The organism is Thiohalorhabdus denitrificans (genome assembly GCF_001399755.1).
Classification (GTDB): Bacteria; Pseudomonadota; Gammaproteobacteria; order Thiohalorhabdales; family Thiohalorhabdaceae; genus Thiohalorhabdus; species Thiohalorhabdus denitrificans.
In genome coordinates, this window is record NZ_LJCP01000010.1 from 521454 (window position 1) to 538423 (window position 16970).

Below are 16970 nucleotides of genomic sequence, written 5' to 3' on the forward strand. Positions count from 1 at the left end.
CATGGCAGCCAACCCAACCAACCTAGGAGAAGTCCCATGGAGACAAGGAACCGCTGGAAGGCCGCACTCACCGGCATGGCCGCCGCCCTGCTCCTGTTCCCCGGCCATGCTCCGGCCCAGGAGCAGGATGTGGTAAGCGTGAAGCGGATGTCCATGGAACTGGCGCGGGATATCGCCCAGGGCGCGGTGGAGGCCTGCCGGGACAAGGGCTACCAGGTCTCGGCGGTGGTGGTAGACCGGGGTGGCGACATGCAGGCCCTCCTTCGGGACGTCTACGCCCCCCGCATGACCATGGACATCGCCCGGCAGAAGGCCGGGGCGGTTATCCTCTCCGGGACCTCCAGCGCCCAGGTGCGCGAGAACCGTTCGGACATCGCCGCGGACCTGAACCACCTCGGCGAGGTGCTGACCATGGAAGGCGCCCTGCCCATCGAGAGCCAGGGCTCCCTGATCGGGGCCGTGTCCGTCAGCGGCGCGCCGGGCGGGGACATCGACGAGGAATGCGCCCAGTCGGCCCTGGACGGCGTGGCCGACCGCCTGCAGTTCGGCGGCATGTAGGGCCACCGGAACCGGTGCCGAACAGGGCCCCCGGTACGGGGCCCTGGTTTTTTTACAGCTCCTTACGCAGAACCAGGATGCCCGGATCCTGGTCGCTGGGCCGCACGGTGAAATGCAGGCGTTCGGCGAGGGCGCGCATCTCCGTGTTGTTGGACAGCATCTCCCCTTCCATGACCTTGAGGCCCCGCTCCTTGGCGGTCTCCATCAGGATCTGCGCCAGCCGGCTACCGAGCCCCTGCCGCCGCCATTCGTCGGCCACCACGATGGCAAACTCGCAGCTCTCCCCGTCCGGATTGACGGTGTAGCGGGCCACCCCCAGCTCCACCTCCCGCCCGCCCCGCTTGGTCACGGCGACGAAGGCCATCTCCCGGTCGTAGTCGATCTGGGTGAAGCGCACCAGCATCTCCTGGGTAAGCTCGTGCAGGGTGCGCATGAAGCGGTAGTACTTGGACTCCTCCGAGAGGTTGCGGACGAACTCCTGCTCGATCTCGGCGTCCTCGGGGCGGATGGGACGGATGACGATCTCCGTGCCATCCGCCAGCTGGAAGTGCCCTCCCAGCTCCGAGGGATAGGGGTGGATGGCCATGTGGCCGTAGGGCTCGAGGGTGGGCGTGGGGGCCTTGACGCGGACGCGGGCGTCCACCGCCCAGACCCCTTCCGGATCCGCCATGAGCGGATTGATGTCGAGCTCCTGGATGTGGGGCAGCTCGCAGACCAGCTCGGAGACCCCCAGCAGGGTGCTCTCCAGGGCGGTGCGGTCGGCCGCATGCAGGTTGCGGTAGGCGTCCAGCAGGCGGGAGATCCGGGTCTCCTCCACCAGGCGGCGGGCCAGGAAGCTGTTCAGGGGCGGCAGGGCCACGGCCCGGTCGCGCATGATTTCCACCGCCGTGCCCCCGGCCCCGAAACTCACCACCGGACCGAAGACGGGGTCCCGCAGCACCCCCACCAGGAGCTCGCGACGGTGGGGGTGGGTGTACATGCGCTCCAGCACCACCCCGTGCAGGCGGGCCTCGGGGAGCTGCCTCGCCACCTCCTCCAGCAGCTCGTTGTAGGCGTGGCGCACCGCCTGGGCGTTGCCGATGTTGAGCCGGACCCCGCCCACGTCCGACTTGTGACTGATATCGGGGGAGTTGATCTTCATGGCCACCGGGAAACCGATGGACTCGGCCATCACCAGGGCCTGGTTGGCGGAGGTGACCTCCACCGACGGCAGCACCGGCACCCCGAAGGCAGTCAGCACCGCCTTGGACTCCATCTCCGAGAGCACCTCCCGGTGTTCCGCCAGGGCCCCCTCGATAATCAGCCGCGCCCCCTCCGGATCCGGCTCGGAGCGGAAGGAGCGTGGCCCCGGCACCTGCAAGAGCTGCTCCTGGTTGCGCCGATGGGTGGCCAGGTAGGAGAAGGCCTCCACCGCCGCCTCCGGACTGCCGAAGTAGGGCACCTGGGCCTCCCGGAAACGCTGCCAGCCGGGGGCCACCTGTTCCTCGCCCATCCAGCACGCCAGCACCGGCTTGTCGCTCGCCCGGTGGGCCTCCACCACCGCATCGGCGGCCTCGCGGGGACGGGTCATGGCCTGGGGAGTGAGCATGGCCAGCACGCCGTCCAGGTTGCGGTCGGCGAGGCAGGCGGACAGGGCCTCGCCGTAGCGCTCCGGGCTGGCGTCACCGAGGATATCCAGGGGATTGCCCCCGGACCAGTGCTCCGGGAGGCGCTGGTTGAGCCGCTCCACGGTGCCTTCGGCGAGCTCCGGAACGTCCACGCCCACATCGATGGCCCGGTCCGTGGCCAGCACCCCGGGCCCGCCGGCGTTGGTGACGATGCCCAGCCGGCTGCCGCCCACCTTGGGGCGCTCGGCCAGCATCTGGGCGGCCGCGAAGAGCTGATCGATGGTCCGGGCGCGCACCGCCCCCGCCCGGCCGAGGGCCGAATCGAACACGTCGTCGCCGCCCACCAGGGCGCCGGTGTGGGACATGGCGGCCCGCGATCCCGCGGCGTGGCGCCCCGCCTTGACCACGATCACCGGCTTCAGCCGCGCCGCGCTCCGCAGCCCGCTCACGAAGCCGCGGGCGTTGTGGATCCCCTCCACGTAGAGGAGGATGCTGGAGGTCTGGGCGTCCAGGGCGAGGTAGTCGAGGACGTCGCCGAAGTCCACGTCGGCGGCGTCGCCCAGGGAGACCATGGCGGAGAATCCCACCTGATGGGGGCGGGCCCAATCGAGGATGGCGGTGCACAGGGCCCCGGACTGGGAGACCAGGGCCAGATTGCCCGGCTCGGCGCTGTTGTTGCTGAAGGTGGCGTTCACCCCCCGGCCGGGGCGGATCACCCCGAGGCAGTTGGGCCCCAGCACGCGGATGCCGTAGTAGCGGGCGTATTCCTCCAGGTCCCGCTCCAGGCGCCGGCCTTTGGCTCCCGCCTCGCCGAAGCCGGCGGACATGACCACCGCCACTTCGACGCCATGCTCCCCGCACTCCCGGACGATGCCGGGCACCGTCTCCGCGGGCGTGGCCACCACGGCCATGTCCACTCGCTGGCCGATATCGCCGAGCCGCTCGAAGCACGGCTGGTCCATCACCGCATCGTATTTGGGGTTCACTGCGTAGAGCGAGCCGGGGAACCCCGCCGCCAGAAGGTTGCGCAGCACCTGCCCGCCCACCGAGCCGGTCTTCTCGCTGGCCCCGAACACGGCCACGGACTCGGGGGCGAAGAGCTTATCCAGGTAATGGGGGCGCATGGGCGGGACCTCGTGCGGGATGCCGGAGGGGGCTCTGCCCTTTCAACTTGCCTCCCAGAAGGGGGCCTTGAAAAGATGACGCACATGGGGGGATGACCGGGGCACCTTATTCGGGCGTCCCCGGGACCCACCGCCACGGTCCGGGTTCACCCGGCGGCCCTGGCGGTGTAAGGTGCCAGCCCCACGCGGAGCCCCCATGACCGTAGCCCTGGTGACGCACCCCGCCTGCGCGGAATACGTCCTGCCCCCGCTCTACCCCGACCAGCCCGCCCGGCTGGACGCCATCAGCGACCAGCTGATCGCCTCCGGCCTGGAACCGCTTCTGCGGGGGGTGGAGGCCCCCGCGGCCTCCGACGACCAGATCACCGCCGTACACGCCGCCGACTACCTGGCCCGCCTGGAGCACAGCCTGCCGGTGGAGGGCTGGCAGCCCCTGGACGTGGACACCCTGCTGGCCCCCGGCTCCCTGGCGGCGGCGCGGGGCGCGGCGGGGGCCGCCCTGCGCGCCATGGAGCTCACCCTGCAGGGCGAGGCGGAGGCCGCCTTCGCCCTCACCCGACCCCCGGGCCACCACGCCGGGGGCTCCTCCGCCCGGGGGTTCTGCCTGCTGAACCATGCGGTCCTGGCGGCACAACACGCCCGAATTCACCAAGGCGCCGAACGGGTCGCCATCGTGGACTTCGACGCCCACCACGGGGACGGCACCGAGTCCCTGGTGGCGGAAGTGCCAGGACTCCTCTTCCTGTCCCTGTACCAGGACGGGGGCTTCGGCGCACCCACCGGAACGGGGCCGGGAAACGCCCTCCGCCTACCCCTGGCCCCGCGCGCCACGGGCACGGACCTGCGCGCCGTTGCCCAGGACCGGCTCCTCCCGGCCCTGGAGGGCTTTCGACCCGACCTGTTGCTTTTCTCGGCGGGATTCGACGGACACGCGGAGGAGGACCTCTCCGACCTGCGTCTTTTGGAGCGGGACTATGCCTGGCTGGTCCGGGCGTGCCGCGCGGCCTCCGCCGCGGACGGCCCGCCACCCACCGCGCTGGTGCTGGAGGGCGGATACGTGCCCCGGGTGCTGGGCCGGTGCGTGACCGAGGTGATCCGGGGCCTGCTCGGACCCGCCTGAGCCGGGGGTACCTGTGGGAGCGATCAGCGACCGGAACGGAACAGCCCGTCCCGGCGTGTGGCGGCTGGCAGCCCCTCCCCCACGGCCCACGGCCACCAAGCGGGAAAGAGATTTTCAGGCACCTTCGCCTAGCCGCCGCCCTCCTTGCGGCAGTCCTCCAGCTCCCTCCCCCACTCCTCCAGGAGGGCGTCCCGGATCTCTCCCTGCTCCCACGATTCCAGGAGCCGCTCGCGCCCCGCCCGCAGCACGGTCCGCTGCCAGCCTTGGCGAACCGCGCACTCCACGCCCACCTCCCAGTGGCCGTCCCGGGGCTCCACCTGGAACAGGTAGGCCTCCACCCCCAGCTCCTCCAGCAGATTCTCGGTGGCTGCCCGGGCTCGTTCCAGCTCGTCGCCGGTGATGCGCATGAACGCCTCCTTGCATGGGAGGGCAGGTGGGGACCCCCGTGAGACGCACGCCCAGGGGGGATCGGTCATGGACTTCCGTCGAGGATAACAGGGGGACGGAGGAACCCGCGCGGGGAATGGGTGCCGAAGCGGCCGGGACAGGAACGGGCCCTGGGGCCCTCGATGGAAGGAACGTCCGCAAAAACGCGAAAAGCCCGGCGGTTCCCCGCCGGGCTTTTCGCGAGCAGCCAACCGACGCCCCGCGGGGCGTCGTCGCATATGGCGTCCCCAGGGGGACTCGAACCCCCGTCTTCGGCGTGAAAGGCCGATGTCCTGGACCGCTAGACGATGGGGACGCGGCGAAATGAAGGCTGTATTTAAGCAAATCGGACCGGGAGGGTCAATGCCCCGGCCGGGTATCCTGGCACCCGCATTCCGGCTATCCTTTGGGGCCCATGAACGCTTGGAGACCTCGCTCGGCATGCCCGTTTTCAAGAACGCCCTGGCCCGGCTCGGCGCCTGGGCCCAGTACCCCCTTCCCCACCATGCCCTCTCCCGCCTGCTGGGCGTCCTCACCCGCCGGCGGCACCCCTGGGTGCGACGGCCGCTCATCCGCTGGTTCCTGCGCCGTTACGGGGTGGATCTGGAGGAAGCCGCGGAACCGGATCCGGAGGGCTACCCCGACTTCCAGGCCTTCTTCACCCGACCCCTGAAGCCGGGGGCGCGCCCCCTCTGCCCGGAACCGGACAGCATCGCCAGCCCGGCCGATGGGACCGTAAGCGAGCTCGGGCACCTCGCGGAGGAGCGGTCGGTGCGTGCCAAGGACGCAGCATTCGGCGTGCCGGAACTGCTGGGAGGATCGGAGGATCTGGCCGCCCCCTTCACGGGGGGAAGCTTCCTGACCGTCTATCTGGCCCCGCGGGACTACCACCGGGTCCACATGCCCAGGGACGGCACCCTGCGGGAGATGGTCCACATCCCGGGGCGGGCCTTCAGCGTGAACCCCGCCACCACCGCCCACGTCCCGAACCTGTTCGCCCGCAACGAGCGAGTGGTGGCCCGGTTCGACACGGACGCGGGCCCTATGGCCGTGGTCCTGGTAGGCGCCATGCTGGTGGCCACCATCGGCACCGTCTGGGCAGGCACCGTCACCCCGCCTACCCGGAGGGAGATCCGGCGCTGGCACTATCCGGAAGATGGGGAGGAGGCCATCCGGTTGGCGAAGGGGGAGGAATTGGGCTGGTTCAACCTGGGGTCCACGGTCATCGTCCTCTTCGGACCCACCCGGGCCCGCTGGAGGGAGGACCTGACCCCGGGACAGCGGGTGCTAACCGGGAGCTGCCTGGGCTGGCATCCCCCCGGAGAGACACAAGGCTAGTTCTCGGGCGCGTCCGGAACCTCCTTCAGGAAGGTGACAATCGCCTCCCGGTTGGATTCCTTCTGCATGACCTCCAGCTTGGGCATGTCCAGGGGATAGTCATCGGCTATGGACTGGGCGTAGGCGTCACCGGAATCCACCATGGCCTCCGGATCCTCCAGCCACTTCAAGAGCCATTCCTCGGAGGGGACCCGGTTCAGGACCCCGCCCAGGCCCGGCCCGGAGGCCTGGCTCTTCTCCTTCAGGGTGTGACACTGCACGCACACCTTGAAAAAAATCTTCTGGCCCTTGGCGGCCTCCGCCGTGGATTGGGCCCGGATCTCCGGCGAGAAACCTCCGGCAAGCATAAGGGCGGCCGGTAAAAAGAACGTGCCCAGCAGCGTTCGGGCACGACGGGACCGCTCATCCATAGATTCGGCTCCTGGTTGCGGGCTAGCCAGCGGCGAAACGCCGAGTGGATGCGCCGGCCCAAGGTTGAAGGGCCTTCGCGCGAAAGGCTACCCTATTAACTTTAAGATGCCTTTTATCGAGGATCAAATGGCCGACGACCCGAAGAACTCCCGAGAAGACAACGCCCAAAAGACTCCCCAGGACAAGGGGGAAATTCATCAGGGCCCCGACCATAGCTCTCCCTACCCCGTGGAGCGCGGCGCGCCGGCCTTCAATCTCGTGGACACGGCCCAGGAGATCGAGAAGGCCGACCAGATGGTGAATACCCGCGTGAGCGGCAAGCTAAAAGTTATTGCCGACCAGATCAAGGCGCTCCAGGCCGAGGCCGAGGAGATCATGAACAGCGCCCAGGAGGACATGGAGCTGCACAAGGCCCAGTGCAACTTCCAGCGCCAGCCGGGGAAAATATACCATCTCTATGAAAAAGAGGATGGTACGCTGTACTTCTCCATGCTCTCGGAGGAGGACTGGAACGGCAATCCGCCGGACACCTTCCGCGGCTCCTACCGCCTGGAGCCGGACTACTCCTGGACCCCCGCGGACAAGATCGACGAGCCCGACGACACCCAGGCGCTGGTCAACAAGCTCCTGGAGAGCCGCGGCCTGGACTGACCCGCCCGCCGCGGGCTCCCTTCCCCACCCCTCCCTTCCAGGCCCGACGCGGCCGCCCAGCCCTACGCCACCCCGGTCCTAGACCGAGGACCGCGTCGGTGCCGCCACCCGGGTCAGGCCCATGACCGCCACTCCCAGGGCCGCCAGGCCGCCGGCCACCCAGAAGGTGGCCCCTCCCCCGATCCAGTCCCACAAAGTGCCCGAAAGCAGGGAGCCCACCCCGCCGCCGAAGCCGAAGGCCAGGCTGGAATAGAGGGCAAAGCCCGACGACCGCTGGCTGCCGGGGAACAGCTCGTGGGTGTGGTGGGCGGCCGCGGCATGGAAGGTGGCGAAGGTGGCGGCATGGAGCACCTGCGCGGCCAGGAGCCACCCCAGGGCGGTGGTGCTGCCGATCACCATCCAGCGCAGGGCCGCCAGAACCAGGCTGGCCGCCAGGATGAAGCGCACCCCGAAGCGGCGGACGAGCTGGTCCGTGTACAGGAACACCACCACCTCCGCCAGCACCCCCAGCCCCCACAGCAGGCCGATGGCCAGGCCGGAATAGCCGTGGGCGCTCATGAAGATGGAGAAGAACCCATAGTAGGCGCCGTGGCTGGCCTGCATGAGGAAGGTGGTGGCGAAGAAGCCCCAGACCCGCCTCCGGCGTAAGGTCTCCAGCAGGGAACCCCCGCCGGCCCCGTTCCCCGCCGCCACCCCCGGCTCGGGGACCAGGAAGGTGAAGGCCAGGATACCCAGCAGCAGGGCGTTCATGAAGTCCAGCAGCCGCACGTAGCCCAGGGAATCCAAAAGCGGCCCCAGAGCCACCGCCGTGAGGATGAAGCCCAGCGAGCCCCACAAGCGCAGGCGCCCGTAATGGATCCCCCGGCTGCGGACCACGTCCCACACGGCCCCTTCCACCAGGGGCAGGGGGCCGGCATGGAAGAAGGCGAACAGGGCCACCACGGGCAGCATGGCCCAGAAGGTGTCCAGGCCGTAGAGCGGCAGGAAGGCCAGAAGGGTACCGAGGGCGGTGAAGCGGGCCACCGTCAGCCGGCGGCCCGTGCGATCGGCGAGGGGCCCCCACACGTTGGGGGCGAAGATTTTGGTGATCTGAATGGCCCCCACCAGCACCCCGATCTGGAAGGCGACCATGCCCAGGGATTCCAGGTAGAGGCTCCAGTACGGAAGGATGGCGCCGAGGGTGGCGAAATAGACGAAGTAGAAGCCGCCGAAGCGGAAGGCCAGGTCGCGACTTAACCCGTTACCTTCTGCGGTTCCGGAATCGGCCTCCAAGGGTGGCTCCTTCGAATGGGGACAGGATACTCCGTGGAGAATGTCCCGCGGTTACCCGTCGCCGCGCTCGCCGTTCTGGGCCCGGTCGCGCAGGAAATGGTCCATGAGGGTCAGGGTGGTCATGGCCTCGACGATGGGCACGGCGCGGATGCCCACGCAGGGGTCGTGACGGCCCTTGGTCACCACCTCCACCTCGTTGCCGTGGACATCCAGGCTCCGGCGAGGCACCTGGATGCTGGAGGTCGGCTTGATGGCCACCCGGGCGGTCAGGGGCTGGCCGGTGGAGATTCCGCCCAACACCCCGCCGGCGTGGTTGGACAGGAACCCGGTGGCGTCCATCTCGTCGCCGTGCACCGAGCCCCGCTGGCTCACCACGTCGAACCCGTCGCCCACGGCCACCCCCTTCACCGCGTTGATGCCCATGAGCGCCCTGGCCCAGTCCGCTTCCAGCCGGTCGAAGACGGGCTCGCCGAGTCCCGCCGGCAGGCCGAGGGCCTCCACGTAAATCTGGGCGCCGATGGAGTCCCCCTCCTTGCGGACGGCGTTGAGCGCCGCCTCCAGCTCCGGCACCCGCTCCGGATCCGGGCTGAAGAAGGCGTTGTCGTGGACCGCCGACCAGTCGCGCCGCTCCAGGCGCACCTCGCCCATGGCCTCCAGACAGGCGCGGACGGTAACCCCCAGGCGGTCGGACAAGAACTTGCGGGCGATGGCCCCGGCAGCCACCCGCATGGCGGTCTCCCGGGCCGAGGCACGCCCTCCGCCCCGGTAGTCCCGTCGCCCGTACTTCTTCCAATAGGTATAATCCGCGTGGCCGGGACGGAATTTGTCCTTGATCTCGGAGTAGTCCTTGCTGCGCTGATCCGTGTTGCGGATCAGCAGGCCGATGGGGGTGCCCGTGGTCTCCCCCTCGAAGACCCCGGACAGGATCTCCACCTCGTCGGCCTCCCGCCGCTGGGTGGTGTAGCGGGACTGCCCGGGACGGCGCCGATCCAGGTCGCGCTGGATGTCCGCGGCGTCCAGGGACAGGCCGGGCGGACAGCCCTCCACCACCGCACCGAGGGCCGGGCCGTGGCTTTCCCCGAAGGTGGCGACGCGGAACAGCTCGCCGAAGGCGTTTCCTGGCATTACGGATTCCCCGAGTGGCGCCCGGCCGTTTGGCCGGGGAAAAGGGGCATGCTACCATACACCGCCTGGTTTAGAATGAGTCTAAATACCATCTGCAACCCGCATCCGACACCCCAAACCTAGGAGAAAGCCCACCATGAGCGTGCTGGTCAACAAGCAGGCCCCCGACTTCGCCGCCCCGGTCGTGCACCCGAACAACCAGATCCAGGAGGAGTGGCACTTCCTCAAGGAGACCGAGGGCAAGTACCGGGTGCTGTTCTTCTACCCCCTCGACTTCACCTTCGTCTGCCCCTCGGAGATCATCGCCTTCGATAACCGGGTGAAGGAGTTCGAGAAGCGCAACTGCGCGGTGGTGGCCTGCTCCATCGACTCCCATTTCACCCACCTGGCCTGGAAGAACACCCCCGTGGACAACGGCGGCATCGGCCAGGTGAGCTTCCCCATGGTGGCCGACCTGACCAAGAGCATCGCCCGCGACTACGACGTCCTTGTGGACGAGTCGGTGGCCCTGCGCGGCACCTTCCTCATCGACCGCAGCGGTGTGGTGCAGCACCAGGTGGTGAACAACCTGCCCCTGGGCCGCAACATCGACGAGACCCTGCGCATGCTCGACGCCCTGCAGTTCCACGAGGAGCACGGCGAGGTCTGCCCCGCTGGCTGGCAGGAAGGCGAGAGCGGCATGAAGGACACGCCCGAAGGGGTGGCCTCCTACCTCGCGGAGAAGTCCTCCGAGCTGTAGGCTCCGCCGGATCCGTCGCGAGACCGGGCTGCGGCCCGGTCTTTTTTTGTCCCTTCCCCCGGACCGGCTTCCCCCTCCCCTTGAGGCAGCCGGCAAAAGCTGCCTGTATGGGACCAGCGTCTCCTCGTTCGTCCTCGCCGTGCCCCATTTCCGGAGCCGGAATCAGCCATGGGCGGAGAAAAGGTCCTATTCGCGGTGCACGACTGGGGGCTCGGCCACGCCACTCGCTCCCTGCCGCTTATCCGCGGTCTCCTGGACACCGGGAGCCGCGTCACGGTGCTGTCCACTGGCCGGGCCCTGCGGCTCCTGCGCGGCGAGCTCGGGGACCGGTGCGCCTTCATCGAGCTTCGTGACCTCCCCAAGGCCTCCAACCGCAGCGTGGCCGGCTTCTACCTGCAGATGAGCCTCTCCCTGCCGCTGTTTCTCGCCACCTTCCGGAGGGAGCGCCGCTTCACACGGAACCTGTGCCGACGCGAGGGCTTCACGCGCATCGTCTCGGACAGCCGCATCGGGGTCTGCCTGCCCGAGGTGCCCAGCTATCTCCTCTTCCACTCCCTGCGCCACATCATTCCCGGCCGTCCGGAACGCCTGGAGGGCCTGGTGGAGGGCACCCAGGCGCGGCTGTTCGCCGACGCCCGGCGCATCCTCGTTCCGGACGAGGCGGAAGACGGAGGCCTCTCCGGCGACCTCAGCCACCACCTCGCCCGCGACTGGGGCGACCGCCTGGCCTACATCGGGCCCCTGTCCACCATTACCCCGCAGGACGGGGAAGAGGACCTGGACTACTTCATCACCCTCTCCGGCCAGGAGCCCCAGCGCACCCTGCTGGAAGAGCGGGTGCTCGCCGAGGTGGAAGGCCTGCCGGGCCGGATCGTGGTGGCCCTGGGCAAGCCAGAGTCCCGCTCCCGCAGCCTGGGCCGGGGCCGGATCACCGTCCACGACTACCTGGACCGTCCCGCCCAGCAGGCCATGATGAACCGGGCCCGCCTGGTGATCGGCCGCTCCGGCTACACCACCCTCATGGAGCTGGCCCAGCTCGGCAAAAAGGCCCTGTTCGTTCCCACCCCCGGACAGAGCGAGCAGGAATACCTGGCCCGCTACCACCGGGAGCGGGGCCACACCCACGGCGTTACGCAGAGCCGCCTGGACCTGGCCGCGGACGTGGCCAAGGCCGAGACCTTCCCCGGCCTGCCGCGCACCGCCTCCGCCGGGGAGTCGGTGCGGCGCTTCCTGGACGTGGTGCTAGCCTGAGGAGGCCAGCTCCCGGTGCAGCCGGAGCACCAGGCCCCCGCAGATCAGCCAGACCGCCCCCAGCCACACCACCCGGTACCCCAGGATGGCGGCCAGGGCTTCGTCGAGGCCGTAGCCGTAGGCCTGGGCGGCCCCCAGGGCCACCGCCTCGATCACTCCCAGCTGGGTAAGGACGCTGGCTACCAGCAACGTCACCCACAGGGCCACGAAGAAGACGGCCACCGCCTGCTCCGGAGCGAGGCCCTCCAGGCCCGTGGCGCGTCCCACCACCAGCAGCCCCATTCCCTGCACGAGCAGATAGGCCGTCGTAAGCACCAGGGCGACCCAGAGCCTCCCGGATCGGCCCAGCTGCCTGACCCCGCTGATCATGCCCAGCACCCCCCCGGCCAGGGGCCTCAGGGTCCCCCGGAAGGACCCCAGCCAGCGGCGCACCGCTCGGGACTCCACCACCACCGCCACCCCCACCAGATGGAGGAGGATCAGGGCCACCATCAGGGGCCCGAGCCAGTCCCACCCGGGAATGCCGAGCACTGCCAGGGCGGCCATCACCACCAGGGTCTCCACCAGGATCATGAGGGTGGTGGCGGCGGAGGAATGGCCTGGTGGGGCTACCCCCAGGCGGCTCAGCACGTAGTTCTGGGCGTAGACCCCCGAGGGTACGGTCACGGCCAGCTCGCCGATGGAGAAGGCGAGCAGGAAGGGCCGCCACCCCATGCGGTAGCCGAGTCCTACCAGGAGGTTGCGCAGCACCGCCCCCTTGAGGACGAGGTACGCCACGGTGAGCCCGAAGCCGGCAGCAACCGCCGCCGTGGAGATCCGCTTGAGGCGAGCGACCACCGTGGGTAGGTCGGAGATGCTGAGCAGGAAGAAGACCAGGGCGGCGGCCAGCAGCACGGGAAGGAAAACATGGGGCCGCAGGAAGGCCCGGACCGTTCCTATTCCTGCATCCGGGGCGCCCATGCTTCCTCGGAGGGTGCGGCCTCCGCCGGCGCCCAATGGCGGGCGAAGGCGGCATGCTCGTTGGCGCCGTAGGGAATGCGCCCCGCGGGCCGCCAGGGATGGGGGGGACCGAGCACCGCCTCCCCCACCGTGAAGCCGCCCGATCGCTCCGGGTGCAGGAGGCCGTGGCGACGGCCGAAGGCGATGAAGGCGGCCACCCGCTCGGCACGGGAGGCCGGGTCGAGCAGCACCGGGTCCACCCGGGCCCCGGCCCGGTGGTATCCCCCCGCCTCCGCCGCCGCCCGCTCCTCGAGCTCCGCGGCGGTGACCCGCCGGCCCCGCCTCCCCGCTTCCACCAGGTGGGCGCCGCCCACCTGGGTCAAAGTCAGGGCAGTCTGCGCCAGGATGGCGTTCTGAACCCCCTGGGCGCGGGCCCGCCGGCTCCGGGCATCCCCCTCCACCCACCCCGCTCCCAGGCTCAGGAACACCCGGGGACGAGCGGTAGTGGCGTCATCGTGGGTGATCCCCAGGGGGAGGACCACCGGAGGCGGGGTGCCGCGTTCCAGGAGCAGATGCAGCCCCGAACGCACCCGATCGGCCCCGCCGTGCGGGGAGACCCGGCCCTCGGGCACCAGGTGGACGGCTTCCCCCTGTGCCAAGGCATCCCGGATGGCCTGCAGGTACCCCGCCACCATCTCCCGCTCCCGCGGCAGGTGGTGCCGCAGGCAACGATGGTTCAGCTTGCGCAGGCCATGGGGCAGGCGTAGCAGGGGCCGGTAGCGAGGCGCCAGGGCCGCGCGGATCCCGCGCGGCTCCCCGGAACGAGGGGCCAGGTCCTCGAAGCGTCCGACCCAGGACGGCCGCAGCACCCTTGCCAGGGGGAGATCCCCTTCCAGATTCGCGATCTCCTCCAGCACCTCCCCCAGGGTGCGCTCCGGGACCCTGCGCATGGGATGGACATTCAGAAGGCTCAGCACCGGGCCCGAATCCAGGGAGCCCAGCACCCCCCGGGCCCAGGCCGGCCACCCGGTGAGGTATTCCCGCAGGAACCCCTTCCGGAACAGATCCTCCCGGGCAACAAAATGCGGCACCCTCTCGCCGAACCGGCCGGCCCGGACGCCCAGCAGGAGATCCCCCACCAGGGGGCCGTCCGAATCCCGCCGGTGGTTGGAGACCACCAGGACGGGCCCTGCCGGCGGGCAATGCTCCCGGCCGTCGGCGTGCACGGAAAATCGCGTCCGCAGGTGCATGCGGGCCACCCGCGCCAGGCCGCCCCGCAGGATTCGCGCCGTTCCCCAACCGGACCCGCTGGACTGCCCCATGGAACCCTCCGTCGCGCTGTCGCGGGGCCCGGCCCCGGAAACCACCAATGCGATGCCCGGCAAGGAAGGGGGACCTTCCCTCCCGGGCTCCAGGTTCCATCTTTGGCGGAAGCCGTCCCCGGCCGCAACCCGAAAGGGTCAAGCCCCCGGGTCGTCCCTCCTACCCTCGCGAGCATTGGGGTCCTCCCCCAGGGCATTGACAAGCTCAACGCGCAGCCTCGAACAATGGAATCGATAACCGCCTGGATCCACGGACTTTCCGTTCCGAGCCCCGAGAACCGACCGAGGGCCACCCCGCCCCGTCCCCGCCGTCCTCCGCGTAAGGCTGAAAGCACCATTCGGAAAGGGCGTACCTTGGCAAGACCCACTTCCTACAAAGACGACGCGCTCGGGACGACGGACCAGGGCGGCGGCCTGCGGACCACCGGATACCCCCTGGACCAGGCCATCGCCGCGGCGGAAGCGGCCCTTGTGGACCACCAGTTCCCCGACGGCCACTGGTGCTTCGAGCTGGAAGGCGACTGCACCATCACCGCCGAATACATCCTGATGATGCACTTCATGGGGGAGATCGACCCCGGACTGCAGGAGAGGATGGTCCGCTACCTGCGGGCCCGCCGGGACCCGGCCCACGGCGGATGGCCCCTGTACCCCGGGGGGCCCTTCGACGTGAGCGGCTCCGTCAAGGCCTACTACGCCCTGAAGCTGGCGGGCGTGGACCCGGAAGAGACGCCCATGGCGGAGGCCCGCGAGGCCATCCTGGCCCACGGCGGGGCGGCGCGCTCCAACGTCTTCACCCGCTTCCTGCTGGCCCAGTTCGGGCAGATCCCCTGGCGCGGCGTGCCCATGGTGCCCGCGGAGATCGTGCTGCTGCCCACCTGGTTTCCCTTCCACCTGAGCAAGGTCTCCTACTGGGCGCGCACGGTGATGGTGCCCCTGTCCATCCTCTACACACGCCGCGTTCGGGCCCGCAACCCCCAGCGGCTGGGGGTGCGGGAGCTGTTCACCGTCCCCCCGGAACGGGAACGCCGCTACTTCCCGGTCTGGTCCTGGCCGAACCGGCTCATCCTCTCCATCGAGCGAACCGCCGCCCGGGCGGAGCCCCTCTTCCCCCAGCGGATCCGCGAGCGGGCCGTGCATGAGGCGGCCCACTGGTTCATCGAGCGGCTGAACGGGGAGCACGGCCTCGGCGGGATCTTCCCGGCCATGGTGTACGCCTACGAGGCCCTGGACCATCTGGGCTACGGCCCCGACCACCCCTACCGCATCCGGGCCGGCCGGGCGCTGCGCAACCTGGTGGTGGAGCGGGGGGACGAGGCCTATTGCCAGCCCTGCCTCTCCCCGGTGTGGGATACCGCCCTGGCCTGCCACGCCCTTACGGAGGCCAACGGCGGCACCCCTCCGGAGGAGGGGTCCCGGGGCATGGACTGGCTTCGTCCCCGCCAGGTCGAGGAGGGAGGGGACTGGACCGCGGACAACCCCGACCTCGCAGGCGGGGGGTGGTGCTTCCAGTACGAGAACCCCCACTACCCGGACCTGGACGACACGGCCACGGTGGCCAATCTCCTGCACAACGGCGGCGACTCGGAACAAGAGGCGGACCGGATCCGGCGCGCGGTGGACTGGGTGGTGGGCATGCAGTCCCGGGATGGCGGCTTCGGCGCCTTCAACGCCGACAACACCTACCACTACCTGAACGAGATCCCCTTCGCCGACCATGGCGCCCTCCTCGATCCGCCCACCAGCGATGTCACCGCCCGGTGCGTAGGGCTCCTGGGCCGGGTGGACCATCCGGAGGCCGGGGCCGCCCTCCGCGGGGCCGTGGACTTCCTGCAGCGGGCCCAGGAACCGGAAGGCCCCTGGTTCGGCCGCTGGGGAACCAACTACGTCTACGGCACCTGGTCGGTGCTGGAGGGCCTGAGCCAGGCGGGCCTCGACATGAACGAGGCATGGATCCGGCAGGCCGTGCGCTGGCTCAAGAGCGTGCAGCGGCCCGACGGCGGCTGGGGGGAGGAGAACGACACCTATTTCCAGCCCGAGCGGGCCCGCCGGGCACCGCGCAGCACCCCTTTCCAGACGGCCTGGGCACTGCTCGGCCTGATGGCCGCCGGCGAGGCCCGGAGCCCGGCGGTGCGGGCCGGCGTGGACTACCTGCTGGCGACCCAGGGGGCGGACGGCGGCTGGGAGGCCCCCTGGTTCACCGCCCCCGGCTTCCCCCGCGTGTTCCACCTGAAGTACCACGGCTACAACAAGTACTTCCCCCTCCAGGCCCTGGCCCGCTACCGCAACCAGACCGGGGGGACCCCGCGGTGACCGTGGGCGTCGTCGCCGCCCTGCCCCTGGAGGCGGCATGCCTCCCCGCGCACCCCGCCGAAGCGAAGCGCCCGGCAGCCCGCGTGGAGGTATCGGGCCCGGGCCCGCAACGGGGGGAGGCGGCCGCCCGCCGGCTGGCGACGGAGGAGGTGGAGGCCCTGATGAGCTGGGGGGTAGCGGGCGGGCTCGACCCCGCCCTGCCCGCGGGGACCCTGATCCTGCCGGAACGGCTCCACGCGCCCGCCGAGCCCCCAGTGGACGCCGCCTGGCGGTCCCGGCTCCAGGGGGCCCTCGCCCCCCGCCTGCCGGTGAGCCCGGGGCCCTTGCTCCATGCCGGGGAGGTGGCGGCCCCTCCGGCGCTCAAGGCGGACCTGTACCGGGCCACTGGCGCCACGGCCGTGGACCAGGAAAGCGGCCCCGTGGCCCGGGTCGCCCGGGAGGCCGGACTCCCTTTCGTGGCCGTCCGTGTGGTGGCGGACCCCGCCGGGCGCGGGCTGCCCCGGGTCGCGCAGGCTGCCCTCCGCCCGGACGGCACCCTCCATGGGGCCGGGCTGTTGCGGGCCCTCCTCCGGGAACCCGCTGCCCTCCCCGGCCTGGCCGCCCTGGGCCTGGACCTCCGGAGGGCCCGGGCCACCCTCCGGGAGGCGGGACGGATCGCGGGGCCCCGGCTGGGCGCGGGCGACGGGACCGAAGTGCCGGCCGGGGAGGCGAACGTCCCTCCCGCCCGGGTGCCGGCGGACGCCTAGCCGGCGCTCCTCCCGGGCGCCGCCGCCC

15 protein-coding genes and 1 tRNA gene are annotated in these 16970 nt (G+C 70.4%); 8 read left to right on the top strand and 8 right to left on the bottom strand.

What is annotated here, in order from left to right; all coding sequences use genetic code 11:
* The first annotated feature begins 36 nt into the window (after nucleotides 1–36).
* Entirely contained in the window at nucleotides 37–558 is a 522-nt protein-coding gene (locus tag AN478_RS09085) for a GlcG/HbpS family heme-binding protein (protein ID WP_054966289.1), read from the top strand.
* 52 nt (nucleotides 559–610) lie between these two features.
* On the opposite strand, the gene AN478_RS09090 is transcribed toward AN478_RS09085, so the two are convergent.
* The gene (locus tag AN478_RS09090; RefSeq protein WP_054966290.1) at nucleotides 611–3289 is read right to left on the bottom strand and encodes a bifunctional acetate--CoA ligase family protein/GNAT family N-acetyltransferase; all 2679 of its coding nucleotides are present in this window, start codon (nucleotides 3287–3289) and stop codon (nucleotides 611–613) included.
* Between the two features lie 196 nt (nucleotides 3290–3485).
* On the opposite strand from AN478_RS09090, the gene AN478_RS09095 reads away from it, so the two are divergent.
* The gene (locus tag AN478_RS09095; RefSeq protein WP_054966291.1) at nucleotides 3486–4409 is read left to right on the top strand and encodes a histone deacetylase family protein; all 924 of its coding nucleotides are present in this window, start codon (nucleotides 3486–3488) and stop codon (nucleotides 4407–4409) included.
* A 128-nt stretch (nucleotides 4410–4537) separates the two neighbouring features.
* Here AN478_RS09095 and AN478_RS09100 read toward each other — a convergent pair whose 3' ends face one another.
* Nucleotides 4538–4816 (bottom strand): hypothetical protein, encoded by a 279-nt coding sequence (locus AN478_RS09100; RefSeq protein WP_054966292.1) that lies wholly within the window; start codon nucleotides 4814–4816, stop codon nucleotides 4538–4540.
* Between the two features lie 259 nt (nucleotides 4817–5075).
* A tRNA-Glu gene (locus tag AN478_RS09105) sits at nucleotides 5076–5151 on the bottom strand.
* Between the two features lie 125 nt (nucleotides 5152–5276).
* Between AN478_RS09105 and asd the strand changes: the two genes are divergently transcribed.
* Nucleotides 5277–6173 (top strand): archaetidylserine decarboxylase, encoded by an 897-nt coding sequence (gene asd, locus AN478_RS09110; RefSeq protein WP_082433007.1) that lies wholly within the window; start codon nucleotides 5277–5279, stop codon nucleotides 6171–6173.
* On the opposite strand, the gene AN478_RS09115 is transcribed toward asd, so the two are convergent.
* On the bottom strand, nucleotides 6170–6583 hold the full coding sequence (locus tag AN478_RS09115) for a c-type cytochrome (RefSeq protein WP_054966293.1): 414 nt from the start codon (nucleotides 6581–6583) through the stop codon (nucleotides 6170–6172). The genes asd and AN478_RS09115 overlap by 4 nt on opposite strands.
* Nucleotides 6584–6710: 127 nt before the next feature.
* On the opposite strand from AN478_RS09115, the gene AN478_RS09120 reads away from it, so the two are divergent.
* On the top strand, nucleotides 6711–7235 hold the full coding sequence (locus AN478_RS09120) for a DUF2452 domain-containing protein (protein WP_082432986.1): 525 nt from the start codon (nucleotides 6711–6713) through the stop codon (nucleotides 7233–7235).
* A gap of 78 nt (nucleotides 7236–7313) precedes the next feature.
* Here the strand turns inward: AN478_RS09120 and AN478_RS09125 are convergent, their stop codons facing one another.
* The gene (locus AN478_RS09125) at nucleotides 7314–8507 is read right to left on the bottom strand and encodes an MFS transporter (protein ID WP_054966294.1); all 1194 of its coding nucleotides are present in this window, start codon (nucleotides 8505–8507) and stop codon (nucleotides 7314–7316) included.
* 51 nt (nucleotides 8508–8558) lie between these two features.
* Nucleotides 8559–9632 (bottom strand): chorismate synthase, encoded by a 1074-nt coding sequence (gene aroC, locus AN478_RS09130; protein ID WP_054966295.1) that lies wholly within the window; start codon nucleotides 9630–9632, stop codon nucleotides 8559–8561.
* A 136-nt stretch (nucleotides 9633–9768) separates the two neighbouring features.
* Between aroC and AN478_RS09135 the strand changes: the two genes are divergently transcribed.
* Nucleotides 9769–10371: a peroxiredoxin gene (locus AN478_RS09135; RefSeq protein WP_054966296.1), complete on the top strand. Its 603-nt coding sequence runs from the start codon at nucleotides 9769–9771 to the stop codon at nucleotides 10369–10371.
* A gap of 168 nt (nucleotides 10372–10539) precedes the next feature.
* A complete protein-coding gene (locus tag AN478_RS09140) occupies nucleotides 10540–11622 on the top strand; it encodes a glycosyltransferase (RefSeq protein WP_054966297.1) in 1083 nt (360 codons plus the stop codon).
* Here AN478_RS09140 and AN478_RS09145 read toward each other — a convergent pair.
* Nucleotides 11614–12582, bottom strand: coding sequence for a lysylphosphatidylglycerol synthase transmembrane domain-containing protein (locus AN478_RS09145; protein ID WP_054966298.1), 969 nt, complete (start codon nucleotides 12580–12582; stop codon nucleotides 11614–11616). The two genes, AN478_RS09140 and AN478_RS09145, sit on opposite strands and share 9 nt — an antisense overlap.
* A complete protein-coding gene (locus AN478_RS09150) occupies nucleotides 12558–13883 on the bottom strand; it encodes a lysophospholipid acyltransferase family protein (RefSeq protein ID WP_054966299.1) in 1326 nt (441 codons plus the stop codon). The genes AN478_RS09145 and AN478_RS09150 overlap by 25 nt, the downstream gene beginning before the upstream one ends.
* A 354-nt stretch (nucleotides 13884–14237) precedes the next feature.
* On the opposite strand from AN478_RS09150, the gene shc reads away from it, so the two are divergent.
* Entirely contained in the window at nucleotides 14238–16196 is a 1959-nt protein-coding gene (shc, locus tag AN478_RS09155; RefSeq protein ID WP_054966300.1) for a squalene--hopene cyclase, read from the top strand.
* Entirely contained in the window at nucleotides 16193–16942 is a 750-nt protein-coding gene (locus AN478_RS09160) for a phosphorylase family protein (protein ID WP_054966301.1), read from the top strand. Before shc ends, AN478_RS09160 begins: the two co-directional genes overlap by 4 nt.
* Nucleotides 16943–16970: the final 28 nt, after the last annotated feature.